Genomic DNA, 18,090 nt, shown 5'->3' on the forward strand with positions numbered 1-18,090 from the left:
GGAGTGGGGTTGGGGTCGTCTGGCACCCGGTCTCATGGAAGGGTGTGAGCATGACCAGCAGTGCGACTCGGCTTCGTGACGGCGCCATCGGCGTCGGATACGAGGGGCAGGAGATCTCCGAGTTCATCGACGGGCTCGTGCAGCGTGGTGTGACGCGTCTGGTCGATGTCCGGCTGACGCCGATTTCGCGCAAGAGGGGCTTCAGTAAGACGGCGTTACGTGCCGCGCTGGCCGAGGCCGGTATCGAGTACGACCACCGCCGCGAGCTCGGGAATCTCAAGACGAATCGCGCCGGCTTCGCCGGTGACGAGACCGAGCTCAAGCAGGCGAAGGATCGGTACGTCGAGCTCCTGGAGAACGCCGAGGCCCAAGCCAGCCTGGATGAACTCGCTCGCCTGTCTGCCGACGAGCGAGTCGCTGTGCTGTGCTTCGAAGCTGATCAGCGGCGGTGTCATCGTGACGTCGTGCTGGCGGAGATCGCCGGCCGTCTACCTCGGAACTGACCGCGGCGGCCAGTAAACGCCGAGGACGCTGAATGTCCGGGGATGCGCCGCGACGTTGCCGACGTAGAAGGCGACCTCGCGGTCAGGGCCGCAGACCTCGTGTAAAAATCGTTGTTCGAGCAGTTGGGCGGCGTCGGCGTCGTTCATGCCGCGGAGGTTCCGGATCTGGAACGCGACGAACTCCCAGTCGATGAACCCCTGTTTGTGGCCGTTGCAATCGCGCTCTTCGCACTCGTAGTGGTAGGTGCCGGCGAACCGCGGCGCCCGTAGCGGCGTCCGGTCCTCGTTGCCGAACAGGTCGAGCTGGCCGACGTAGGTGTCGATCTTGGCTTGCTGAGCCTTCGACCAGCCCTGATGTCGGGCTATCCGCAGGGCGGTGATCCTCTTCGGGCGGATGAGGGCCAGCGATTGTGTGCTCATGGTGGCGCCGTGAACGAGGCGACACATCGTGGTCTGTTCGCTGATCGCTGGATCAATCCATGGGCGGCGGTGCGACCACTTGGTCAGGTGTTTCCCGACCCTCAGGGTGGGCATCCGCGGTCGCCAGCTCTCCTGCCTGCTGTCCTGCCTGGCCGGTACCGCCTCGACCGACACGACGTCGTACTTCGCGAAGCTCGCATCGGGGCCGAGCTCCCGAAAGTTGATCGGGTAGAGGCGGATCCAGCCTGGGCGGTCCGGGTCGAGACTGAGCCCGGCCACACAGACCGTTTCGCCGTACTTCTCGGACGGGTTGGGTGCCGCCTTCACAGTGACCAGGACCTGCAACGTGACCGCCTGGTCGCCCGCCGGTTTGGCGGTGGGTGTGTCCGGTGGCTGGCCGAACATCGGAAGCTGCGTCATCGGACCTCCCCGATCCGTCCACGTGAACTACCCAACGTAACTCTGGCGGTGTCACCGTGTGAGCGGCCAAAGGAGTGATCTGGTCACGGTTGCAGTCGGGCACCGTGACGCGTTAGCGCGATTGCGTCGTCACCTCGCGAGTGTCCGGCCGAGGCGGTCCAGGCGGGCGTTCTGCATCGCCGCCGGGGTGTCGATTGAGTCGAGCACCTTCTGGATGCCGGGGCGCACGGTCCGTGCGGGCCGAGGCCTTCTTCGATGGCCGGCGCTGGGTGATCCGGACGACGTCCATCGGGCGCGACCTGGTCGCTGTCGCGTTCTGGGCCCGGGTCGGAGCGGTCGGGCCGGTGAGCCCGCATCCCTGCACGCATCAGGTCGACGCGACGGTCGTTCCTGCTGAGTCGCGATGGACGAAATGGTGGTGATCGGCCTCCAGGCTGCATCCGAACGTGGTTCGTACGCTCTCCGCGCAAGCCAGATGCGTGCCAACCGGTCTGGTCCGAGCACCAAGCCCCTCGTCGCTCAGGATGAGGCAGAACGACTCGTAGATACACGATCAGGCGTTAGAGGCGGAGAGCACTCCATTTTCGTACCCGCTTCGCCGATGTCTTCAGGGTAATCGGCACGTTTCGGAAGGAATCCATGCGTAAAACCGCCAAGTTCGTCATGCCATTGGTCCTTGCTTTCGGAGTCTCCTTGAGCCCTGCGGCACCAGCCATGGCCGAGGGGCCTGTGGATGCCACGCTCGACGCAGTCGACACTGTCTTAGGCGGCGGAGTCACCGCCGCCAACAACTGGAACTTCACCGCCTCGGCCGTATGCCTGCAAGAAGTCGCGGTCGTGCCGGTCCTCGGCGACTGGGTTGGAAACAACGTCAACAACTGCTCGAACGAGAACGTGATCGACCACTCCGGTCACTGAAAGGCACCTGATAGCCCGGCAACCGACGAGCGTGTAGCGTTCGACGATCCTGGGCACCTCGGGCATGACCAATCTCGCGTCTGCCCTGTATTGCCTTGACTTCACAGGGCCGCACACTCCTCTCCAGTACGGGAGTGTGAGGCCCTGCGCTATGAACCTCCCAGGGAAGCACGCGAAAGGACGATGTTGTCCTCCGGGGCTCGCCGACCACGACGCCACGCCGCCGCCGCACCCGGCCAGGCAGAGGACACACTCAGGTGCGGGCCGGGGAGCGGTCCCTTGCCGGATGAGATCCCTGCCGCCGCCGGGGGGATCACGTTCCTCATCCTTTGAAGGCGAGACCGATAGGGCCGCTTTCTTCTGGACTTGGCCTGTTTCATTAGGTCAACGCGAGAGTGTTCCCTGCTGGTTCGCGCTGGACGAAATGGTGTGGCCTCAGGTTCAAAGACGCGGCTCCTCGGTCGGCTGGGTCCTGAACAGGTCAGCATCTGGCGTCGCGTTCCGCGGCGGTGAGGCGGGCGGGCCGGTCGGCGAGCGGCCCACCCGCGCGGAGCAGGTCACTCAAGGTTTCGAGGGGCTCGGGGACGACGGAGTACCAGCTCCAGGTACCGCGTCGTTCCCGCTCGAGGATGCCGGCGGAGACCAGCACCCGTAGGTGATGGCTGAGCGAGGGCTGGGGCATGTCGAAATCCTCGGCGAGGTCGCAGAAACACGCCTCGCCGCCGGGGGAGTAGCGGACCAGTGACAGCAGGCGGATCCGCACCGGGTCGGACAGCGCCTTGAACAGCTTCGCGGCCGCTTCGGCCTTACCGGGGGCGACGACCGCGGCGGGTTCGGCCATGAGCAGCGTGACCGCGACCGGCTTCCGGGTGCGACTGTTCTCGCTCGCCACGTGCCCTCCTCCGCGTCAGATGCTTCTCGCGGTCCATCATACCGGCTGGATTGACAAAGCTCGATACAAGCTCTTCAATTGCATTGACAGAAGTCGATCCAGGTCTCGTAAGGAGACGTCATGACCCATGCGACCGAGGGACTGCCCGGCCGTGAGGTGCTGGATCAGCTCGACCGGATCACCGATGAGCTGACCGACCGGTTTCACGGAACGTTCGGCCGCGAGACGGTCGAACGCTTCGTCGAGGAGACCTTCCGGCTGCTGGATCGCTCGGCGACGGTCAAGATCTACCTGCCCACGCTGACCGCCCATTTCGCTCGGGAACGGCTGGTCGACCTCGCCAAGGTCGACGGGCTCACGATGGTGACCGCGCCGCAGGTGCTGTTCGTGTGTGTGCACAACGTCGGCCGTTCCCAGCTGGCCGCAGCGCTGCTCAACCACCACGCGTTCGGGCATGTGATGGTCCGCTCCGCCGGATCACTGCCCCAGGGCGAGATCCCGCCGGTGATCACCGAGGCGCTGAGCGAGCTGGACATTCAGCTCGCGGGTGCCTTTCCGAAGCCGCTGACCGACGAGGTCGTCCGCGCCGCGGACGTCGTGGTCACGATGGGCTGCGGAGACGCTTGCCCGGTGTATCCGGGCAAGCGGTACCTGGACTGGGACGTGCCCGACCCGATGGGGCAGCCGCTGAGCGTGGTCCGCGGGATCCGGGACGACATCGGCCGCCGCGTGCGGCACTTGCTCGACGAACTCATCGACTGACATCCCTTCAAGGAAAGGAAACCGGGCATGACCCGCACGCCGGAAGTGCTGTTCGTCTGCGTCCACAACGCTGGCCGCTCCCAGATGGCCGCCGCGTTGTTGCAGCACTATTCGCTCGGCCGGATCGCCGTCCGCTCGGCGGGTTCGGAGCCCGCGGAGAAGGTGAACCCGGCCGCCGCGGCCGCGCTCGCGGAGTGGGGAGTGGACATCACCGCCGAGGTGCCGAGCAAGCTGTCCACTGAGGACGTCAAAGCCTCCGATGTGGTAATCACCATGGGATGTGGTGACGCTTGCCCGGTGTTCCCGGGCAAGCGGTACCTGGACTGGCCGCTGGAGGACCCTGCCGGCCAGGGGGTCGAGGCCGTGCGCCCGATCCGTGACGAGATCGACCGGCGGGTCCGTGGCCTGGTCGCCGAAATCCTCGACGCCTGACCCTCACCTTCTGCCTCCCCGCACTTCTGGAGACCCGCTCGTGACTGAAACCGCCGACAAGGCCGGTGCCCCGGCCGACACCGACGTCCTGCACAAACTGTCCTTTCTGGACCGGTTCCTGCCGGTCTGGATCATCGTCGCGATGGGTGCCGGGCTGCTGCTGGGCAGCGTGATCCCCGGCCTGCAGGGCGTGCTGGACGCGGTGAAGATCGGACAGGTGTCGCTGCCGATCGCGCTCGGGCTGTTGCTGATGATGTACCCGGTGCTGGCGAAGGTCCGCTACGACCGGCTCGACACCGTCACCCGCGACAAGCGCACCATGGTGCTTTCCCTGGTGCTCAACTGGATCCTCGGTCCGGCGCTGATGTTCGCCCTGGCCTGGCTGATGCTGCCGGACCTGCCGGAATACCGGACCGGGCTAATCATCGTGGGCCTCGCCCGCTGTATCGCGATGGTGATCATCTGGAACGACCTCGCCTGCGGTGACCGCGAGGCAGCGGCCGTGCTGGTCGCGCTGAACTCGGTCTTCCAGGTGATCATGTTCGGCGTACTCGGTTGGTTCTACCTCGACCTGCTGCCCGGCTGGCTGGGTCTCGACACCACGAGTGTCGACTTCTCGCCGTGGGAGATCGCGCTCAGCGTGGTCATCTTCCTCGGCATCCCGCTCGCCGCCGGTTACCTGTCCCGCCGGGTCGGGGAACGGGCCAAGGGGCGTGACTGGTACGAAGGCACGTTCCTGCCGAAGATCGGCCCGATCGCGCTCTACGGACTGCTGTTCACCATCGTGATCCTGTTCGCATTGCAGGGTGACACGATCACCTCCCGGCCGTTCGACGTCGCCCGGATCGCGCTGCCGCTGCTGGTGTACTTCGCGATCATGTGGATCGGCGGCTACCTGCTGGGCAAGGCGTCCGGTCTCTCCTATGAGCGCACCACGACGCTGGCGTTCACGGCCGCGGGCAACAATTTCGAACTCGCGATCGCCGTCGCCATCGGCGTCTTCGGCGTGACGTCGGGGCAGGCGCTCGCCGGAGTTGTCGGCCCGCTGATCGAAGTACCGGTGCTCGTTGCCCTGGTCTACGTGAGTCTCTGGCTGCGCAAGCGCTGGACCGCGAAAGCGCCCGCGGAATGACCGGAGCCGCGCGGGTATTGGTGATCGGCGGGGGACAGGCCGGTCTCGCCGCGGGCTACTACCTACGCCGCGCAGCCTTGGACTTCGTCATCCTCGACGCCCAGCCCGAACCGGGCGGCGCCTGGCTGCATGGCTGGGACTCGCTGCGCCTGTTTTCCCCGGCGCGGCACAGTTCCCTGCCGGGCTGGCCGATGCCGCCCTACCCTGGGCCGGGGTATCCGACCGCCGAACACGTTGTCGACTACCTGGCCGCGTACGAGAAACGTTACGAACTCCCGGTCCGCCGAGGGGAGACGGTGACCGCCGTGTCCCGCGACGGCACCGGATTCCGGGTCCGCACCGAGGTAGGGGATTGGGCGGCGGAGGCGGTCATCAGCGCCACCGGAACCTGGTGGCGTCCCTTCCTGCCCCTCATGCCCGGCGGTTTCACCGGGCGGCAGCTGCACACCGTCGACTACGGCGGCCCGGGCGAGTTCGCGGGCCAGGATGTCGTGGTGGTCGGCGGCGGGAACTCCGGTGCACAGATCGCCGCCGACCTCGCCAGCGTGGCGAACCTGACCTGGGTCACCCGCCGCCCGCCGCGGTATCTGCCCGATCACATCGACGGCAAGGCCCTCTTCGACGTCGCCACCCGGCGCCGTCAAGCGCTGGAGACCGGGCAGGCCGACACCGCGGGAGTCGCCGGGCTGGGTGACATCGTCGCCGTCCCACCGGTCCGCGAGGCCCGCGACGCTGGCCTGCTGCGGCCGCGCGAGATGTTCGCACGACTCGACGGCGTCGGTCCTGTGTGGACGGACGGCACCCGTCGGCATGCGGACGCGATCATCTGGTGCACCGGTTTCCGCCCCACACTGAGCCATCTCGCGCCGTTGCGGTTGCGGACAGCTCGCGGCCGGATCCCGACCGAGGGCACCCGTGCCGTGGCCGAGCCTCGGCTGCATCTCCTTGGCTATGGCGATTGGACCGGTCCGGCGTCGTCCACACTTATCGGCGTCGGCGTGACCGCGCGCGCCGCGGTCGCCCACATCCAGACCACGCTGGACACCGGCGGCGGATGACCGCTCACCCGGCGCTCGCGGCGATCGTCTTCAGCTGGTCGGCCAGCGCGGGCGAGCCGTAGGTCTTGAGCACCTCCGCGCGGGCCGGGCAGACGGCCAGATCGGGGCACACCAACGGAATCATCACCTTCAGTGTCGTGGACAGATGCCCGTACGGGAGCGCGCCGAGGATCTGCTTGACGCCGAACACCGCGGTGGAGCTCAGCACGTCGGCGAGGAACCGCGGAAACCGAAGCCGCAGCAGCCCGTCACGGATCGGGGTCTGGGTGAGTTTGGCGTAGGTGCCCGGGTCGAGACCTGTCGCGAGCTCGGTGAGGCGGAGGCAGAGGAAGTGGCCTTTGCGGCGGGTCTTGTAGAGCCACGGGAGGTTGTCGAGCGTGCGATCGGCGACCCGGACGTAGAAACCGTCCTGATCGAACGCGTAAGTCACGACGTCATCGGCGACGTGTGCCCGGAAGCGGCCCAGCTCCGCCCGGGCGCGCCGGCGGCGCTCGACTTTCGGCGCGACGACTCGTGGCGGCTGAGGCGCTGATGCGGGACGTGGCGATGTCCTCGGCGTCGTGTGCCGAACCGCTGAGTATGGCGATGTCCAGCTTGGCCGGTGGACCGGGACCCGCGTAGAGGTGGATCGCACCGGCGAACTGCGAGACGACCGCTGGCAGTCTTTCCCACGCTGGGATCCGTGAATGTGTGGGTTCCCGCAGGACGGGCACACGTATTGGTTGCGGGGAAGTCTCCGGTGGGCTGCCACCTCTTCCACGCTAGGAACGTGATCGCCGCTGGTCACTCAGCTGTTCCGGTCCTGCGGACGGCCCGAATCTCACCCCTCGCGTTGTAATTCGTCCTTGTGAGGCAACGCGGTTAACCCTCGTGAGTGGAGCGTCAGCCGGAGCACGGTCGCGACGACGAGCCGGGTAGCCGCGATCAGGGTTTCGGTCTCGACGCGGTCCGCGGTTTCGGCCGGGGTTTGGTAGCCGGGCATTCCCATGCCGATCCCGATCGCGGGCAGCCCGGCGGCGGCGTAGCGGCGGTTGTCCGACGGCATTGCCCCGGCCCGCAACGGGACCCCGGTCTCCCGTCCGGCTTGGTCGAGCGCGGCCAGCAAGCCGTGCGCGGGCCCGCCGGCCTCGACCGCGGCGCCGTCGCCGAGCTGGGCGGCCCCGTCGACGTTGAGCACATACGTGCCGGACCGGACATTGGGTGCGTGGTGCGCCGCTCCGCGCGCCCCGGCTTCCTCGCCGTCGAGCAGGCTCACCGCCAGTCCGAGGTGGTCCGGCAGGAGTGGCGCGAGCAGGCGGGCGGCTTCGAGGACGACGGCGACCCCGGAGGCGTTGTCCGCGGCGGCGGGCAGCCGCTGCTGGGGGTCGTCGCCCACGCCGTCGAAGTGCGCGGTCAGCAGCACACCCGGCGACCCGGCGGCGGGTTCGCGGAGCACGCCGTGCACGTTCGACCCGATCACCTCGACAGTTCGTAGCGGCATCGAGGCAGTCACCGTGCCCGACCCCGCACGGGCCATCTCGTCGTGGAGACCGGTTCGCATGGCGATCACCGGCAGAGCGCCCACCGGCGGCCCGGCGATCATCTTCGGCATCCAGCCCTCGGCGTCGGTCCCGCGCGGCACCAGCAACCCCGCAGCGCCATCAAACTGTGCCCGCGCCGCAACCCCCAGATCCGGCGCAAGCACCCACTTATCCCGCCACCCAGTGGAATCGGCGAACGCGAGCTCACCCGTGCGAGGTTCGGGCAGGTCCGCCGAGACGAGGTGCTCGGCGAAGTCCCGGCGGTGCGCCCCTCGCCGATGCGTCGACCCTGCGCTCCAGGAGAACTCAGGCGTGCGATACAGCTCCCGCACACCGGCCACGGGGAACTCGTCGGTGGTGACCGACGCGCCGATCGCCCGCAGCTGCCCGGCGAGCCAGGGACCGGCCGCACGGCTGCCGGGCGTCCCCACCCGGCGGCCCGCGAACCGGTCGTCGGCCAGCGCGGCGACCGTGGACTTCAACCGCGAGCCGGACACCGTCGGCGTCATGAACAGCAACCGGCGCCGCTGGCCACGGCGTCGGCCTTCGCGGCCGGGTCGCAGCACGATCCTGTCGCGGTCGCGGCCTCGGTGGTGCCGCAGCAGGTGCTCGTGGCCGTCGTCGAGGCGGTCGGGGTGGCCGGGGTGGTGCCGCAACAGCCGCTCGAAGCCGGCGGGGTGAACGCCTCGGCCGGGTCACCGGTGAAACCGCCGGCCGTGTTGATGCTCATCACGGAACTCCTTGTGGTTGGAGGGATTCAGAAGCGCGAGGACAGCTGCAGGGCACGGTCGCGGGCGGCGTCGAGCAGTGTGTCGGCGCGGCACTGCCCGGTGCACACCCGCATGCACGAGTCGCAGAACTCGACGGTCGGCGTGCTGGTGAACAGGCGACGGAGAAGCGTGATCATCAGAACCTCTATCTAGATGAGTATCGAAACAGTAGAGTCAGTTTGCTCGTGGATTAGATGGATGTCAATATAGACAGGTGTCGAAGTCTGAATCGGGTCTGAAGCTGCTGCCGGTGGTCGAGCAGGGCTGCTGCGCGCCGCTGGTGGCCGAGCCGTTGACCTCGGAGCAGTCGGTGGACCTGGCCAAGGCGTTCAAAGCGCTCGGCGACCCCGTGCGGCTGCGGCTGCTGTCACTGATCACCTCTGCACAGGGGGAGAGCTGCGTGTGTGATCTGACCGCGGCGTTCGACCTGACCGGGCCGACGATCTCCCATCACTTGAAGGTTTTGCGCGAGGCGGGGCTGGTCGGCAGCGAGCGCCGGGGGACTTGGGTGTACTACTGGCCGCGCACCGAGACGCTGAGTCAGCTGTCGGGCTTGCTGTCCGCGCCGGGGCTCGTTCCGGGATCGTGATCCTCGTCCGCGGACGCTGCGCGTGACGCCGCTTCGTTGATGATGGCCCGCGCCTCCTCGATCACCTCGGGCGGCTGTCCCTGGTCTCCCCAGAGGGCCGTTGTGCTGGTGTCCCACAGCCTTCCGGGCACTGTGGAGGGTGTGAGCATGACGCCCAGCGTGCAGTGCTCCCAGTCGCCGATGGCGGTGCTGTAGTCGTGGTGCAGGACCTGCAGCCGGATCATCAAGGCATCGCGCGCCTCCTCGGAAAGGCGTGAGGCGACCACGAACTGCAGGGGAGTGAAGTCGCCAGGGGACGGGATGACCGTGCGGCTGTGGATGAGGGTGCCGGGTTTGGTGTGCTGGGCCGCGGACTCGATGAACCTGATCAGGGTGCGGCCGAGTTCGGTCCGGTGCTCGACCGGCAGACCGTCCAGGGCGGCGAGCATGAGCAGTAGGTCCGCGTCTCGTCCTTCCGGAATCGGAGTCTCCGCCACGTCCTCCATGATCATGCGGAGCATGACGTGCGGCGCATGCTCGTCGTGTCCGGCGGGATGCAGCGGCGCCCGGGCCACGGAGATGATCTCCCAGGGTTTCGCGTTCAGCAGCGAGGCCACCGCCGGATCCACAGCCCCGGGAACAGCCTCGATGTCCGCGAGGGCGTATTCGTGGTAGCGGCGCGGTTCGTGGCCGAGTTTGACGGCGTCGCCGCTGGCCGCGCGCATGAGGTAGGCCAGCACCGCGCGGGTGGAGCGCAGGTGATCGAACAGGAACTCCCAGTCCCGCCGGAGGATCACGATCGCGGGAACGTCGGTCAGTGCCGGGGGAGGCAGATAGCCGCGAGGCGGGTCCGCGTGGTCGATCACCACGACCGTCAGCCACGCGTAGTCCTCGCCTGCCACCTGGATGGTCCGCCCGCGCGCGTTGGTCATCGCCGCGGCGGCGAGCTTGAGGCGCCGCACGGTTCCGCTGCCCTGCTTGAGCCCTTTCGTCACGTTCTTGTTCAGCCAGGACAGTTCGCGGTCGGTTGTGTCGGTGGGATCGACGCGGCTCTTGGACTGAATCACCGCCGCCTGATCGCCGACCAGGAGCAGCCCGTCTCCGAGTTCCCGTATTCCCGAGGCGGTGCGTTGCTGTTCGGGCCGGAACACGAAGTCCGGTAAACCCCATGTCGCGGCGGCGTCCCGGACGGCGTCCTCGGCCGCGTATCCCTGGGGTGCGGCGTCCGGCAGCGGGGAGGCGTCCGGGATACGCCGGATCGCGGTTCCTGCCGCGGTCTCGATCACCAGAATGAGTGGCTCACCCACGGATCAGCGTCCTCTCCTCGATATCAAGGAATCGCATCATGTGCGAGCCGCCGACACCAGAGGTGTCACCGCGCCGATGCGGACTGGCAGCACTTCGCCCGCGGCGAGGAGCCGGTGGGCAGAAGACGTTTGGTCGCGTAGTGGGCGTCGCGGCCGACGCCGCGCAGGGTGGCGGAGGCGAAGCTGCGTTGCCATTCCAGGCCGACGTAGGCCAGCCCGGGGTGGGTGGTGGACAGGCCGCGGTCGTGCAGCGGCCGGTCATCGGGTGCAAGCGCGCCGAGTCCCTCCAGGTATGACAGTCCAGGGCGGAAGCCGGTGGCGAGCAGGATGGTGTCGACGTGTTGGCGTGTCCCGTCCGGCCATACCACGGTGCCGCCGTCGACGGTGGTGAACATGCGGCGTTGGTCCGGTCGTCCTTGGCGGATCGCGGTTTTGTAGATGCCGGGGTCGTTGACCGGTGAGGTGAGGGGTTTCTTCAGCAGATGCCCGATCGGCAGGTGGTCGAACCCGACGGCGGCGGACCAGAAATGCACGTCCTTCCCAAACGGACGCTGCGGCGCGAATTTCACCGGTGCCCGGGTGGCGAGAGTGACGCGGGCGTGAGCGGCGAGTTCGGTGGCGATCTGGACGGCGGAGTTGCCCGCGCCGACGACGACCACGCGCTGCCCGGCGAAGGATTCCGGGCTGCGGTACTCGCTGCTGTGCAGGAGAGCCCCGGTGAAGGTGTCCAGGCCGGGCAGTGCTGGAAGGTATGGCCGGGAGAATCCGCCGGACGCGGCGATAAGGATCGGTGCGGTGAGGGCGGGCTCGCCGGCGGCGTGCACGGTGAAGACGCCGTCGTCGTGGGTAACGGTCTCGACGTGGTGGCCGGTGCGGATGTCGGTGTCCAGACACGAGGCGTAGCGGCGGAGGTAGTCCACAACCTCGTCGCGGCGCGGGTAGCGCTCGGGGTCGCCGGGGAAGGCCAGACCGGGGAGGCTGCTGTAGCGGGCGGGTGAGAAGAGGGTCAGCGAGTCGTAGTAGCGGGGCCAGGAGCCGACCGGCTCGGCACCCGCCTCGAGGATCACCGGGCGCAGGCCCCGGGTGCGCAGGGCGTGGGCGGCGGCGAGACCGGCCTGGCCGCCGCCGACGATGAGCGCGTCGTGGTCGTTCATGAGGTTCTCCCAGGAAGAAGTCGGGGTGTGCTCGCGAGAGTGAGGACCGCGGCGGCCACGGTGACCGCGGCGAGCACGAGGAAGGTCGGCGAGTAGCCGCCGAGGCCGCTCGCGATCGCCGCCCCGGCCCAGGGGGCGAGGGCGACAGTGATGATCAGCGGTGCTTGCAGCAGCGCGTTGAGGCGTCCGTAGTGGGTGGCGCCCCAGCGGTCGGCCACCGCGGTGGCCTGCAGGAGCGTGAACACCCCGCGCGCCATCCCGGCCACGACCGCGGCGACGATCAGCCCGGCCGTGGTGGTGAGCAGACCGAGCACGGCCGTGGTCGCGGCGGCGGCGAGGAACACGATCGCGGTCCGGACTCGTACCGTGGTCAGCCGGGTGAGTGTGGTGTAGCCGAGCCGTCCCAAGACCTGGCCGGCGCCGCCGAGACCGAGCGCGATCGCCGCTGTCGTGCCGCTGATGCCGCGTTCGGCGAGCAGTGGTACGAGGTTGATCACTCCGGCGTAGACGGCGAATGCCGCCAGGCTGAACGCGATCACCAAGCCCCGGAACGGCATTCCCCGGGTGATCCGCGCGGGATCGGTGTGCTCCGGATGGGTGCCGGGCGGCGGCTCGGCGGGCGGCCACGGGCCCCGTAGGCCCCACAGGTGTGCCGGGATGGTGACGACGGCCAGCACGGCGGCGAGGACCAGGTAGGTGTCCCGCCACTGCAGGTGCGTGGTGAGCAGCGCGGTCAGTGGCGCGAAAACCGTGCTCGCCAATCCCGCGGCCAGGGTGAGCACGGTCAGGGCGAACACGCGCCGCTGCCCGTACCAGCGGGTCAGGGCGGCGAACGCGGGCGGGTACAGGACCGCGCCCATCGCGACCCCGGCCAGCAGCCACGCCGCGGTGAACCACAGCAGGTTCTGCGCCAGTGCGACGGCCACCACCGCCGGGATCGCCACGACCGATCCGGCTGTCATCACCGAGCGGGGACCCCGGGCGTCGAGCCACCGCCCGACCGGGATGCCGGCCAACGCGGCGACGACCTGCCCGGCCGAGAAGGCCGCGACCACCCACGTGGCCGACCAGCCCGTGGTCTGGCTGATTTCCGGTGCCAGCACAGGGAAGGCGTAGAAGAGGATGCCCCAGCTGGTGATCTCGGTGACGCAGAGAACGGCCAGCACGCGGCGTAACCCGGACGTGGTCAACCCGGGCGACGCCGCGGCGGTCGCGATCGGCATAGCGGTCAGCGCGCCGCGGCTGAGGGCGCGGACAGCGTTAGGATTTCCGGCTCCGGTGTCGCGCAGCAGCCGCCGGTGGCCGGTGCGTCGGCCGGTTCGTCGAACAATCCGGCACCGCCGCAGACTCCTGTCTCGGCCATGCGCAGTTCGACCCGTGCTGCGGCTTCATGGTCACCGGCGAGCTGGGCGGCGATGCTGCGAACCTGCTCGTACCCGGTCATCGCCAGGAAGGTCGGTGCCCGGCCGTAGCTCTTCATCCCGGCCAGGTAGAAGTCCTTCTCTGGATGAGCGAGTTCCTTGGCACCGTGGGGATACACGGTTCCGCACGAGTGGACGTTCGGGTCGATCAGCGGCGCGAGCGCGCCCGGCGCCTGCAGTGTCGAGTCCAGCTCCAGCCGGATCTCCGACAGCCAGGTCAGGTCGGGACGGAAACCGGACAAGGTCACGACCTCGTCGACTTGCTCGATCCGCTGCCCGCCGGCGGAGATCAGGGCCAGCCGTCCCTCGGTGTCGCGTTCGACCACCTCGGTGCGGAACCCGGTCACCACCGTGATCAGTCCGGAGTCCACCGCTTCCCGGGCGCGCAGGCCGAGAGCGCCCCGCGCGGGAAGCTGATCGGCCTCGCCGCCGCCGAAGGTGTCGCCGACCGCGCCGCGGCGCAACACCCAGCTGATCCGCGTGCCGTCCTTCGCGAGGCCGGACAAGGCGACCAGCGCGGTCAGCGCCGAATGCCCGCTCCCGGCAACCACCACGTGCTTGCCCGCATACCGCGCCCGCACCGCTTCGTCGCCCAGATTCGGGACCCGGTAAGCGATCCGCTCCGCCGCCGCACGCTCACCGACAGCGGGGAGACCTTCACCGCCGAGCGGGTTGGGCGTCGACCACGTGCCGGACGCGTCGATCACGGCCCGAGCCGCGATCCGCTCCTCCGCGCCGTCGGCGGCGCGGACGTGCACGGTGAACGGCTCGTCGTCACGGCCGCTGTCCACGACCCGGTCCCGTCCCCGGCGGGCGACGCCGATCACCTCGGCGCCGAAGCGGACCCGGTCACCGAGCGCCGCCGCCAGCGGACGCAGATACAGCCCTGCCCAGTCCGAGCCCGTCGGGTACGCCTCGCCGTCCGGCCGGACCCAACCGCTCGTCTCCAGCAGCCGCCCGGCCGCGGGGGCGACGAGTTCGGACCACGGCGAGAACAACCGCACGTGATGCCACGCCGCCACGTCCGAACCCGCTTGCGCACCACGCTCCAGAACCAGCGACTCGAAACCCCGCTCCACCAGCTCGGCGGCGGCCGCCAGCCCCACCGGCCCGGCCCCGATCACCACGACGGGCAGCTCGTTCATCCCCATACCTTTCATCGATCCATCTCGATTGAAGCGATGCGAGGGACTGTATCGACGGGAGTCGATTGACGCAACCATCGATTCTCGCCGATACTGGGTGGCATGACGACGGTCGTTCCCGTGCCACTCGCCGGTCTCCTGCCCGAACGCGAAGCCGCGACGTACGCCGGGTGGTTCGCCTGCCTGGCCGAGCCGATGCGGGTGAAACTGCTGCACGCCGTCGCGACCTCTCCCCGCGGCCTGACCGTGGGCGCGCTGACGGAGATCCTCGGCACCAGCCAGTCCACGTGCTCGCATCACGTGCGAAAACTGGCCGATGTCGGTTTCGTCCACTTGCGGAAAGAGGGCACGGCTACGGTCGTGACGATTAATCAGGCCTGCTGCAGTGGCCTCCCGCACGCGGCCGACGCCGTCATGGGCATGCTCGCGCCGCGGCCATGCTGCCCGGACAACGTGCCCGACGACGTCTCCGTCCGCGCCCTGGAACCGGGCGATTGGACCGCGGTCCGCCGGATCTACGGCGAAGGCATCGCAACCGGGCTCGCCACCTTCGAGACCGAGGTGCCCAGCCGTAAAGCGCTCGATGCCAAATGGCTACCCGGGCATCGGTGGGTCGCCGAGACCGACGGCGAGGTCGCCGGCTGGACCGCCGTCACTCCCGTCTCGGAGCGAGAGTGTTACCAGGGAGTCGCCGAGACGTCGGTCTACGTCGGCGAAAGCCACCGCGGTCACGGGGTCGGGAAAGCCTTGCTCTTCAAGCAAGTCACCGAGGCCGACGCGGCCGGGCTCTGGACCCTGCAGACCTCGATCTTCACCGACAACCGCGCCAGCATCGCCCTGCACCACAGTGCCGGTTATCGCACCGTCGGCATCCGCGAACGCGTCGCCCAGCGCGACGGCGTCTGGCACGACACCGTTTTCCTCGAACGCCGCAGCCCTGTCAACTAGCCACGGGATCCACGCCCTATAGGTACGGCACATGCTGGATCAAGGTCGAAGCGGAGTCACATGTCAGGTGTCAGCTGCTTCCGCGAGTATCCGGCAGAACTGGTCGATCTCCTCGATCGTGTTGTAGTAGTGGACTGACGCGCGGACGACTTCGTCCAGCCCCCGCGTCTCCATGTCCCAGCGTGTCGACGCCACTCGCGAGATGCTCACGTTGATGCCCCGCCTCGCCATGAACGCCTTGATCTCCTCGCCGGACAGGCCGTCCGCGGTGAAGGACGTGATGCCGCACCGCTCCGAGCCGACGTCCCTGACCTCGATCCCGCGGATGGCGCCGAGGCGGTCACGCAGCTCTTCCGCCAAGTGGTAGACCCGGTCACGAATGCTCGTGAGCCCCCAGCCGAGGGCGTAATCGATCGCGGCACCGAGCCCGATCTTCGCCGCGTAGTTGCACTCCCACGACTCGAACCGCCGTGCCCCTGGGCGGACTTCGTAGCCGCCGCGGGTCACCCAGGTCGCGGCGTGCAGGTCGAGCATCGGAGGGCACAGCTCGTCGAGCCGGTCGGCTCGGACGTACAGCAGACCGGTACCGCGCGGGCCGCGGAGGTACTTCCGCCCGGTCAAGGACAGCATGTCGCAGCCGAGGATGTCGACGTCGAGCGGCATCTGCCCCGCCGACTGGCACGCGTCGAGCAGATACAGGACCCCGGCCTCGCGCGTCACCCTGCCGACCTCGGCCGCCGGGTTCACCAGGCCGCCGTTGGTCGGCACGTGGGTCAACGACACGAGCCGGACTCTGTCGTCCATCAGCTCGCGAAGGCGCGTCACGGACAGCTGTCCCGACTCGTCATTCGGTACGACCTCCACCTGAACGCCGTGCCGTTGCGCCACCTGCAGGTAGGCGATGAAATTGCTGGCGTACTCGGCCTCGCTGGTCAGGATCCGGTCACCACGCTGGAACGGGATCGAGTAGAACGCGAGGTCCCACGCGCGAGTGGCGCTGTCGAGGACCGCGAGCTCCGGCGGCGTGCAGCCGAGCAGGCGGGCGGCCGACGTGTACACCCCGCTTACGTCGTCGGCCGCCTCCGCCGCGGCCTCGTAACCACCGATGCGGGATTCGAGGCGGAGATGATCGATCACGACGTCAAGCACGGGCTGGGGCATCAGCGATGACCCCGCGTTATTGAGGTGGATCACCGAAGTGCAGCCCGGTGTCTCCTTGCGGGCCAACTCCACGTCGAACGTTTCCCGCGTCATACCGCCTCCTCCCCGCGACGTGGTGCCGGAGCCGAAATCACTGCCGAATGATCAACGAGACGGAGGAACGACCTGGCTCGCTCCTGCAACGGTCGCGTGAAGAACACGTCCGGAGTGGCCTCCTCGACGATCACCCCGCCGTCCATGAACACGATCCGGTCGGCGACCTCCCGTGCGAAATGCGTCTCATGGGTCACAATCACCATCGTCATGCCCTCGCGAGCCAGGCTCTGGATGACGTCCAGGACCTCGGCGTGGAGTTCCGGGTCGAGCGCGGAGGTAGGCTCGTCGAAAAGCACGACCTCCGGTTCCATGGCCAGCGCGCGGGCGATCGCGACGCGCTGCTTCTGCCCGCCGGAAAGTCGCGACGGGTACTCGCCGCTCTTGTCCGCCAGCCCCACGCGATCCAGAAGTCTTTCCCCTAGTTCTTTCGCTTGAGCCTCGGACAATTTCCGCACCTGCCGTGGCCCCTCGATCACGTTGCCCAGCGCCGTCATGTGCGGGAAGAGATTGAACTGCTGGAACACCATCCCCGCGTGCGTGCGAGCCCGTTGCTCCAGCCGCTTGCGTCCCCGGTCACGGCGCGTTCCGCACTCGAACTCGCATCCGCAGATCCGTATGTGGCCTGCATCGGGCTCCTCCAAGAGATTCATACACCGCACCAGTGTGGTCTTGCCCGAGCCGGACGGGCCCATCAGCACGATCACCTCACCTCGTTCGACGGTGAGATTCACGTCGCGCAGTACGTCGAGTTCGCCGAAGCTCTTCCGGATGCCCGTCAGTTCGATCGTGAAGTCGCTCATGCTCAATACGCCCTTCCCAGCCGCCTTTCGAGCATCCCCTGCCCGATGGACAACACCGTGTTGATCATCCAGTACATCAAGGCCGCGACCAGAAATGCTTCCATGTAGCGGAAACTGGCGTTGCCTACGCTTTCCGCGACCCGCGTCAGCTCGACCACGGTGACCGCGGATGCCAGTGACGTGTCCTTCATCAGTGCGATGAACCGGCTACCCACGGCAGGGGTCGCGATCCTGATCGCCTGTGGGAAGACGATCCGCCGGAACGTCCGCCAGTACGGCATGCCGATCGACGACGACGCTTCCCACTGTCCCTTGTCGACACCAAGGATCCCGCCGCGGAAGTTCTCACTCAGGTAGGCAGCGGAGAACAACGTCAATGCCAGGATCGCGGAGGGGATCGGTGCCAACTGGATCCCGAGCTGCGGAAGTCCGAAGTAGAGCAACATGATCTGGATCAGCAGAGGAGTTCCCCTGAACACCGAGACGTAGGAGATCGCCACAGCCCTTAGAGCCCGGAAACCGGAAATCCGGGCGAGAGCGATCAGAGCGCCAAGAATGGATCCGAAAACGAAAGATGCCACGCCGAGCAGGACAGTGACACCCAGCCCCTGCAACAACATCGGGAACGCGCCGGCCAGCAGGTCCACGATTTCCTCCTCACCA

At 68.1% G+C, this 18,090-nt stretch carries 22 protein-coding genes; 9 read left to right on the forward strand and 13 right to left on the reverse strand.

Annotated elements, in window-relative coordinates:
• Window positions 1-50: 50 nt before the first annotated feature.
• Complete coding sequence (locus tag NQK81_RS35285; RefSeq protein ID WP_257484927.1) at window positions 51-503, forward strand: DUF488 domain-containing protein; 453 nt, start codon at window positions 51-53, stop codon at window positions 501-503.
• Here the strand turns inward: NQK81_RS35285 and NQK81_RS35290 are convergent.
• Window positions 489-1,343 carry a DUF8757 domain-containing protein gene (locus NQK81_RS35290; protein ID WP_257484928.1) on the reverse strand — a complete coding sequence of 285 codons (855 nt, stop codon included), beginning with the start codon at window positions 1,341-1,343 and terminating at the stop codon, window positions 489-491. The two genes, NQK81_RS35285 and NQK81_RS35290, sit on opposite strands and share 15 nt — an antisense overlap.
• Window positions 1,344-1,576: 233 nt before the next feature.
• On the opposite strand from NQK81_RS35290, the gene NQK81_RS35295 reads away from it, so the two are divergent.
• Together NQK81_RS35295 and NQK81_RS35300 are read left to right on the forward strand one after the other, a co-directional pair.
• Window positions 1,577-1,765, forward strand: a complete 189-nt coding sequence (locus NQK81_RS35295; RefSeq protein ID WP_257484929.1) for a hypothetical protein — start codon at window positions 1,577-1,579, stop codon at window positions 1,763-1,765.
• A 217-nt stretch (window positions 1,766-1,982) separates the two neighbouring features.
• Window positions 1,983-2,261: a hypothetical protein gene (locus tag NQK81_RS35300; protein WP_257484930.1), complete on the forward strand. Its 279-nt coding sequence runs from the start codon at window positions 1,983-1,985 to the stop codon at window positions 2,259-2,261.
• Between the two features lie 481 nt (window positions 2,262-2,742).
• On the opposite strand, the gene NQK81_RS35305 is transcribed toward NQK81_RS35300, so the two are convergent.
• The gene (locus tag NQK81_RS35305; RefSeq protein WP_257484931.1) at window positions 2,743-3,153 is read right to left on the reverse strand and encodes an ArsR/SmtB family transcription factor; all 411 of its coding nucleotides are present in this window, start codon (window positions 3,151-3,153) and stop codon (window positions 2,743-2,745) included.
• Between the two features lie 120 nt (window positions 3,154-3,273).
• On the opposite strand from NQK81_RS35305, the gene NQK81_RS35310 reads away from it, so the two are divergent.
• Genes NQK81_RS35310 through NQK81_RS35325 form a run of 4 tightly spaced genes read left to right on the forward strand, consistent with a single transcriptional unit; the run spans window position 3,274 to window position 6,537 of the window.
• Window positions 3,274-3,915, forward strand: a complete 642-nt coding sequence (locus tag NQK81_RS35310) for an arsenate-mycothiol transferase ArsC (RefSeq protein WP_257484932.1) — start codon at window positions 3,274-3,276, stop codon at window positions 3,913-3,915.
• 27 nt (window positions 3,916-3,942) lie between these two features.
• Window positions 3,943-4,347 (forward strand): arsenate reductase ArsC, encoded by a 405-nt coding sequence (locus NQK81_RS35315; RefSeq protein WP_257484933.1) that lies wholly within the window; start codon window positions 3,943-3,945, stop codon window positions 4,345-4,347.
• A 40-nt stretch (window positions 4,348-4,387) separates the two neighbouring features.
• Window positions 4,388-5,479, forward strand: a complete 1,092-nt coding sequence (gene arsB / locus NQK81_RS35320; RefSeq protein WP_306856004.1) for an ACR3 family arsenite efflux transporter — start codon at window positions 4,388-4,390, stop codon at window positions 5,477-5,479.
• Window positions 5,476-6,537 carry an ArsO family NAD(P)H-dependent flavin-containing monooxygenase gene (locus tag NQK81_RS35325; protein ID WP_257484934.1) on the forward strand — a complete coding sequence of 354 codons (1,062 nt, stop codon included), beginning with the start codon at window positions 5,476-5,478 and terminating at the stop codon, window positions 6,535-6,537. Before arsB ends, NQK81_RS35325 begins: the two co-directional genes overlap by 4 nt.
• Before the next feature lie 4 nt (window positions 6,538-6,541).
• Here NQK81_RS35325 and NQK81_RS35330 read toward each other — a convergent pair whose 3' ends face one another.
• From NQK81_RS35330 to NQK81_RS35345, 4 genes are all read right to left on the reverse strand, one after another.
• Entirely contained in the window at window positions 6,542-6,967 is a 426-nt protein-coding gene (locus NQK81_RS35330) for a hypothetical protein (RefSeq protein ID WP_257484935.1), read from the reverse strand.
• Window positions 6,968-7,357: 390 nt separating this feature from the next.
• Window positions 7,358-8,566, reverse strand: a complete 1,209-nt coding sequence (locus NQK81_RS35335) for a M28 family peptidase (protein ID WP_257484936.1) — start codon at window positions 8,564-8,566, stop codon at window positions 7,358-7,360.
• Window positions 8,563-8,787 (reverse strand): hypothetical protein, encoded by a 225-nt coding sequence (locus NQK81_RS35340; protein WP_257484937.1) that lies wholly within the window; start codon window positions 8,785-8,787, stop codon window positions 8,563-8,565. Before NQK81_RS35340 ends, NQK81_RS35335 begins: the two co-directional genes overlap by 4 nt.
• Before the next feature lie 27 nt (window positions 8,788-8,814).
• On the reverse strand, window positions 8,815-8,964 hold the full coding sequence (locus NQK81_RS35345) for a hypothetical protein (protein WP_257484938.1): 150 nt from the start codon (window positions 8,962-8,964) through the stop codon (window positions 8,815-8,817).
• 77 nt (window positions 8,965-9,041) lie between these two features.
• Between NQK81_RS35345 and NQK81_RS35350 the strand changes: the two genes are divergently transcribed.
• Window positions 9,042-9,416 carry an ArsR/SmtB family transcription factor gene (locus NQK81_RS35350; protein WP_257484939.1) on the forward strand — a complete coding sequence of 125 codons (375 nt, stop codon included), beginning with the start codon at window positions 9,042-9,044 and terminating at the stop codon, window positions 9,414-9,416.
• Here the strand turns inward: NQK81_RS35350 and NQK81_RS35355 are convergent.
• The 4 genes from NQK81_RS35355 to NQK81_RS35370 all read right to left on the reverse strand — a co-directional run bounded on the left by NQK81_RS35355 (window position 9,368) and on the right by NQK81_RS35370 (window position 14,422).
• A complete protein-coding gene (locus tag NQK81_RS35355) occupies window positions 9,368-10,702 on the reverse strand; it encodes a hypothetical protein (protein ID WP_257484940.1) in 1,335 nt (444 codons plus the stop codon). The two genes, NQK81_RS35350 and NQK81_RS35355, sit on opposite strands and share 49 nt — an antisense overlap.
• A 65-nt stretch (window positions 10,703-10,767) precedes the next feature.
• Entirely contained in the window at window positions 10,768-11,856 is a 1,089-nt protein-coding gene (locus NQK81_RS35360; protein ID WP_257484942.1) for a flavin-containing monooxygenase, read from the reverse strand.
• Entirely contained in the window at window positions 11,853-13,079 is a 1,227-nt protein-coding gene (locus NQK81_RS35365; RefSeq protein WP_257484943.1) for an MFS transporter, read from the reverse strand. Before NQK81_RS35365 ends, NQK81_RS35360 begins: the two co-directional genes overlap by 4 nt.
• A 5-nt stretch (window positions 13,080-13,084) precedes the next feature.
• Window positions 13,085-14,422 (reverse strand): FAD-dependent oxidoreductase, encoded by a 1,338-nt coding sequence (locus tag NQK81_RS35370; protein ID WP_257484944.1) that lies wholly within the window; start codon window positions 14,420-14,422, stop codon window positions 13,085-13,087.
• Window positions 14,423-14,524: 102 nt separating this feature from the next.
• Between NQK81_RS35370 and NQK81_RS35375 the strand changes: the two genes are divergently transcribed.
• On the forward strand, window positions 14,525-15,370 hold the full coding sequence (locus NQK81_RS35375) for a helix-turn-helix domain-containing GNAT family N-acetyltransferase (protein WP_257484945.1): 846 nt from the start codon (window positions 14,525-14,527) through the stop codon (window positions 15,368-15,370).
• A 63-nt stretch (window positions 15,371-15,433) separates the two neighbouring features.
• Here the strand turns inward: NQK81_RS35375 and NQK81_RS35380 are convergent, their stop codons facing one another.
• From NQK81_RS35380 to NQK81_RS35390, 3 genes are read right to left on the reverse strand one after another with little or no spacing between them, the layout of a single operon-like run.
• On the reverse strand, window positions 15,434-16,624 hold the full coding sequence (locus NQK81_RS35380; protein ID WP_257484946.1) for an aminotransferase class V-fold PLP-dependent enzyme: 1,191 nt from the start codon (window positions 16,622-16,624) through the stop codon (window positions 15,434-15,436).
• Window positions 16,621-17,427, reverse strand: a complete 807-nt coding sequence (locus NQK81_RS35385; protein ID WP_257484947.1) for an amino acid ABC transporter ATP-binding protein — start codon at window positions 17,425-17,427, stop codon at window positions 16,621-16,623. Before NQK81_RS35385 ends, NQK81_RS35380 begins: the two co-directional genes overlap by 4 nt.
• 2 nt (window positions 17,428-17,429) lie before the next feature.
• Window positions 17,430-18,074 (reverse strand): amino acid ABC transporter permease, encoded by a 645-nt coding sequence (locus NQK81_RS35390; protein ID WP_192742873.1) that lies wholly within the window; start codon window positions 18,072-18,074, stop codon window positions 17,430-17,432.
• Window positions 18,075-18,090: the final 16 nt, after the last annotated feature.

Source organism: Amycolatopsis roodepoortensis, from assembly GCF_024628825.1.
Lineage (GTDB): Bacteria > Actinomycetota > Actinomycetes > Mycobacteriales > Pseudonocardiaceae > Amycolatopsis > Amycolatopsis roodepoortensis.

Coding starts and splice junctions, on each gene's coding strand:
- NQK81_RS35380 (WP_257484946.1), bottom strand. CDS start 16,624: ATGACGCGGGAAACGTTCGACGTGGAGTTGGCCCGCAAGGAGACACCG.
- NQK81_RS35345 (WP_257484938.1), bottom strand. CDS start 8,964: ATGATCACGCTTCTCCGTCGCCTGTTCACCAGCACGCCGACCGTCGAG.
- NQK81_RS35385 (WP_257484947.1), bottom strand. CDS start 17,427: ATGAGCGACTTCACGATCGAACTGACGGGCATCCGGAAGAGCTTCGGC.
- NQK81_RS35375 (WP_257484945.1), top strand. CDS start 14,525: ATGACGACGGTCGTTCCCGTGCCACTCGCCGGTCTCCTGCCCGAACGC.
- NQK81_RS35370 (WP_257484944.1), bottom strand. CDS start 14,422: ATGAACGAGCTGCCCGTCGTGGTGATCGGGGCCGGGCCGGTGGGGCTG.
- NQK81_RS35285 (WP_257484927.1), top strand. CDS start 51: ATGACCAGCAGTGCGACTCGGCTTCGTGACGGCGCCATCGGCGTCGGA.
- NQK81_RS35315 (WP_257484933.1), top strand. CDS start 3,943: ATGACCCGCACGCCGGAAGTGCTGTTCGTCTGCGTCCACAACGCTGGC.
- NQK81_RS35365 (WP_257484943.1), bottom strand. CDS start 13,079: ATGCCGATCGCGACCGCCGCGGCGTCGCCCGGGTTGACCACGTCCGGG.
- NQK81_RS35310 (WP_257484932.1), top strand. CDS start 3,274: ATGACCCATGCGACCGAGGGACTGCCCGGCCGTGAGGTGCTGGATCAG.
- NQK81_RS35290 (WP_257484928.1), bottom strand. CDS start 1,343: ATGACGCAGCTTCCGATGTTCGGCCAGCCACCGGACACACCCACCGCC.
- NQK81_RS35325 (WP_257484934.1), top strand. CDS start 5,476: ATGACCGGAGCCGCGCGGGTATTGGTGATCGGCGGGGGACAGGCCGGT.
- NQK81_RS35300 (WP_257484930.1), top strand. CDS start 1,983: ATGCGTAAAACCGCCAAGTTCGTCATGCCATTGGTCCTTGCTTTCGGA.
- NQK81_RS35360 (WP_257484942.1), bottom strand. CDS start 11,856: ATGAACGACCACGACGCGCTCATCGTCGGCGGCGGCCAGGCCGGTCTC.
- NQK81_RS35335 (WP_257484936.1), bottom strand. CDS start 8,566: ATGACGCCGACGGTGTCCGGCTCGCGGTTGAAGTCCACGGTCGCCGCG.
- NQK81_RS35340 (WP_257484937.1), bottom strand. CDS start 8,787: ATGAGCATCAACACGGCCGGCGGTTTCACCGGTGACCCGGCCGAGGCG.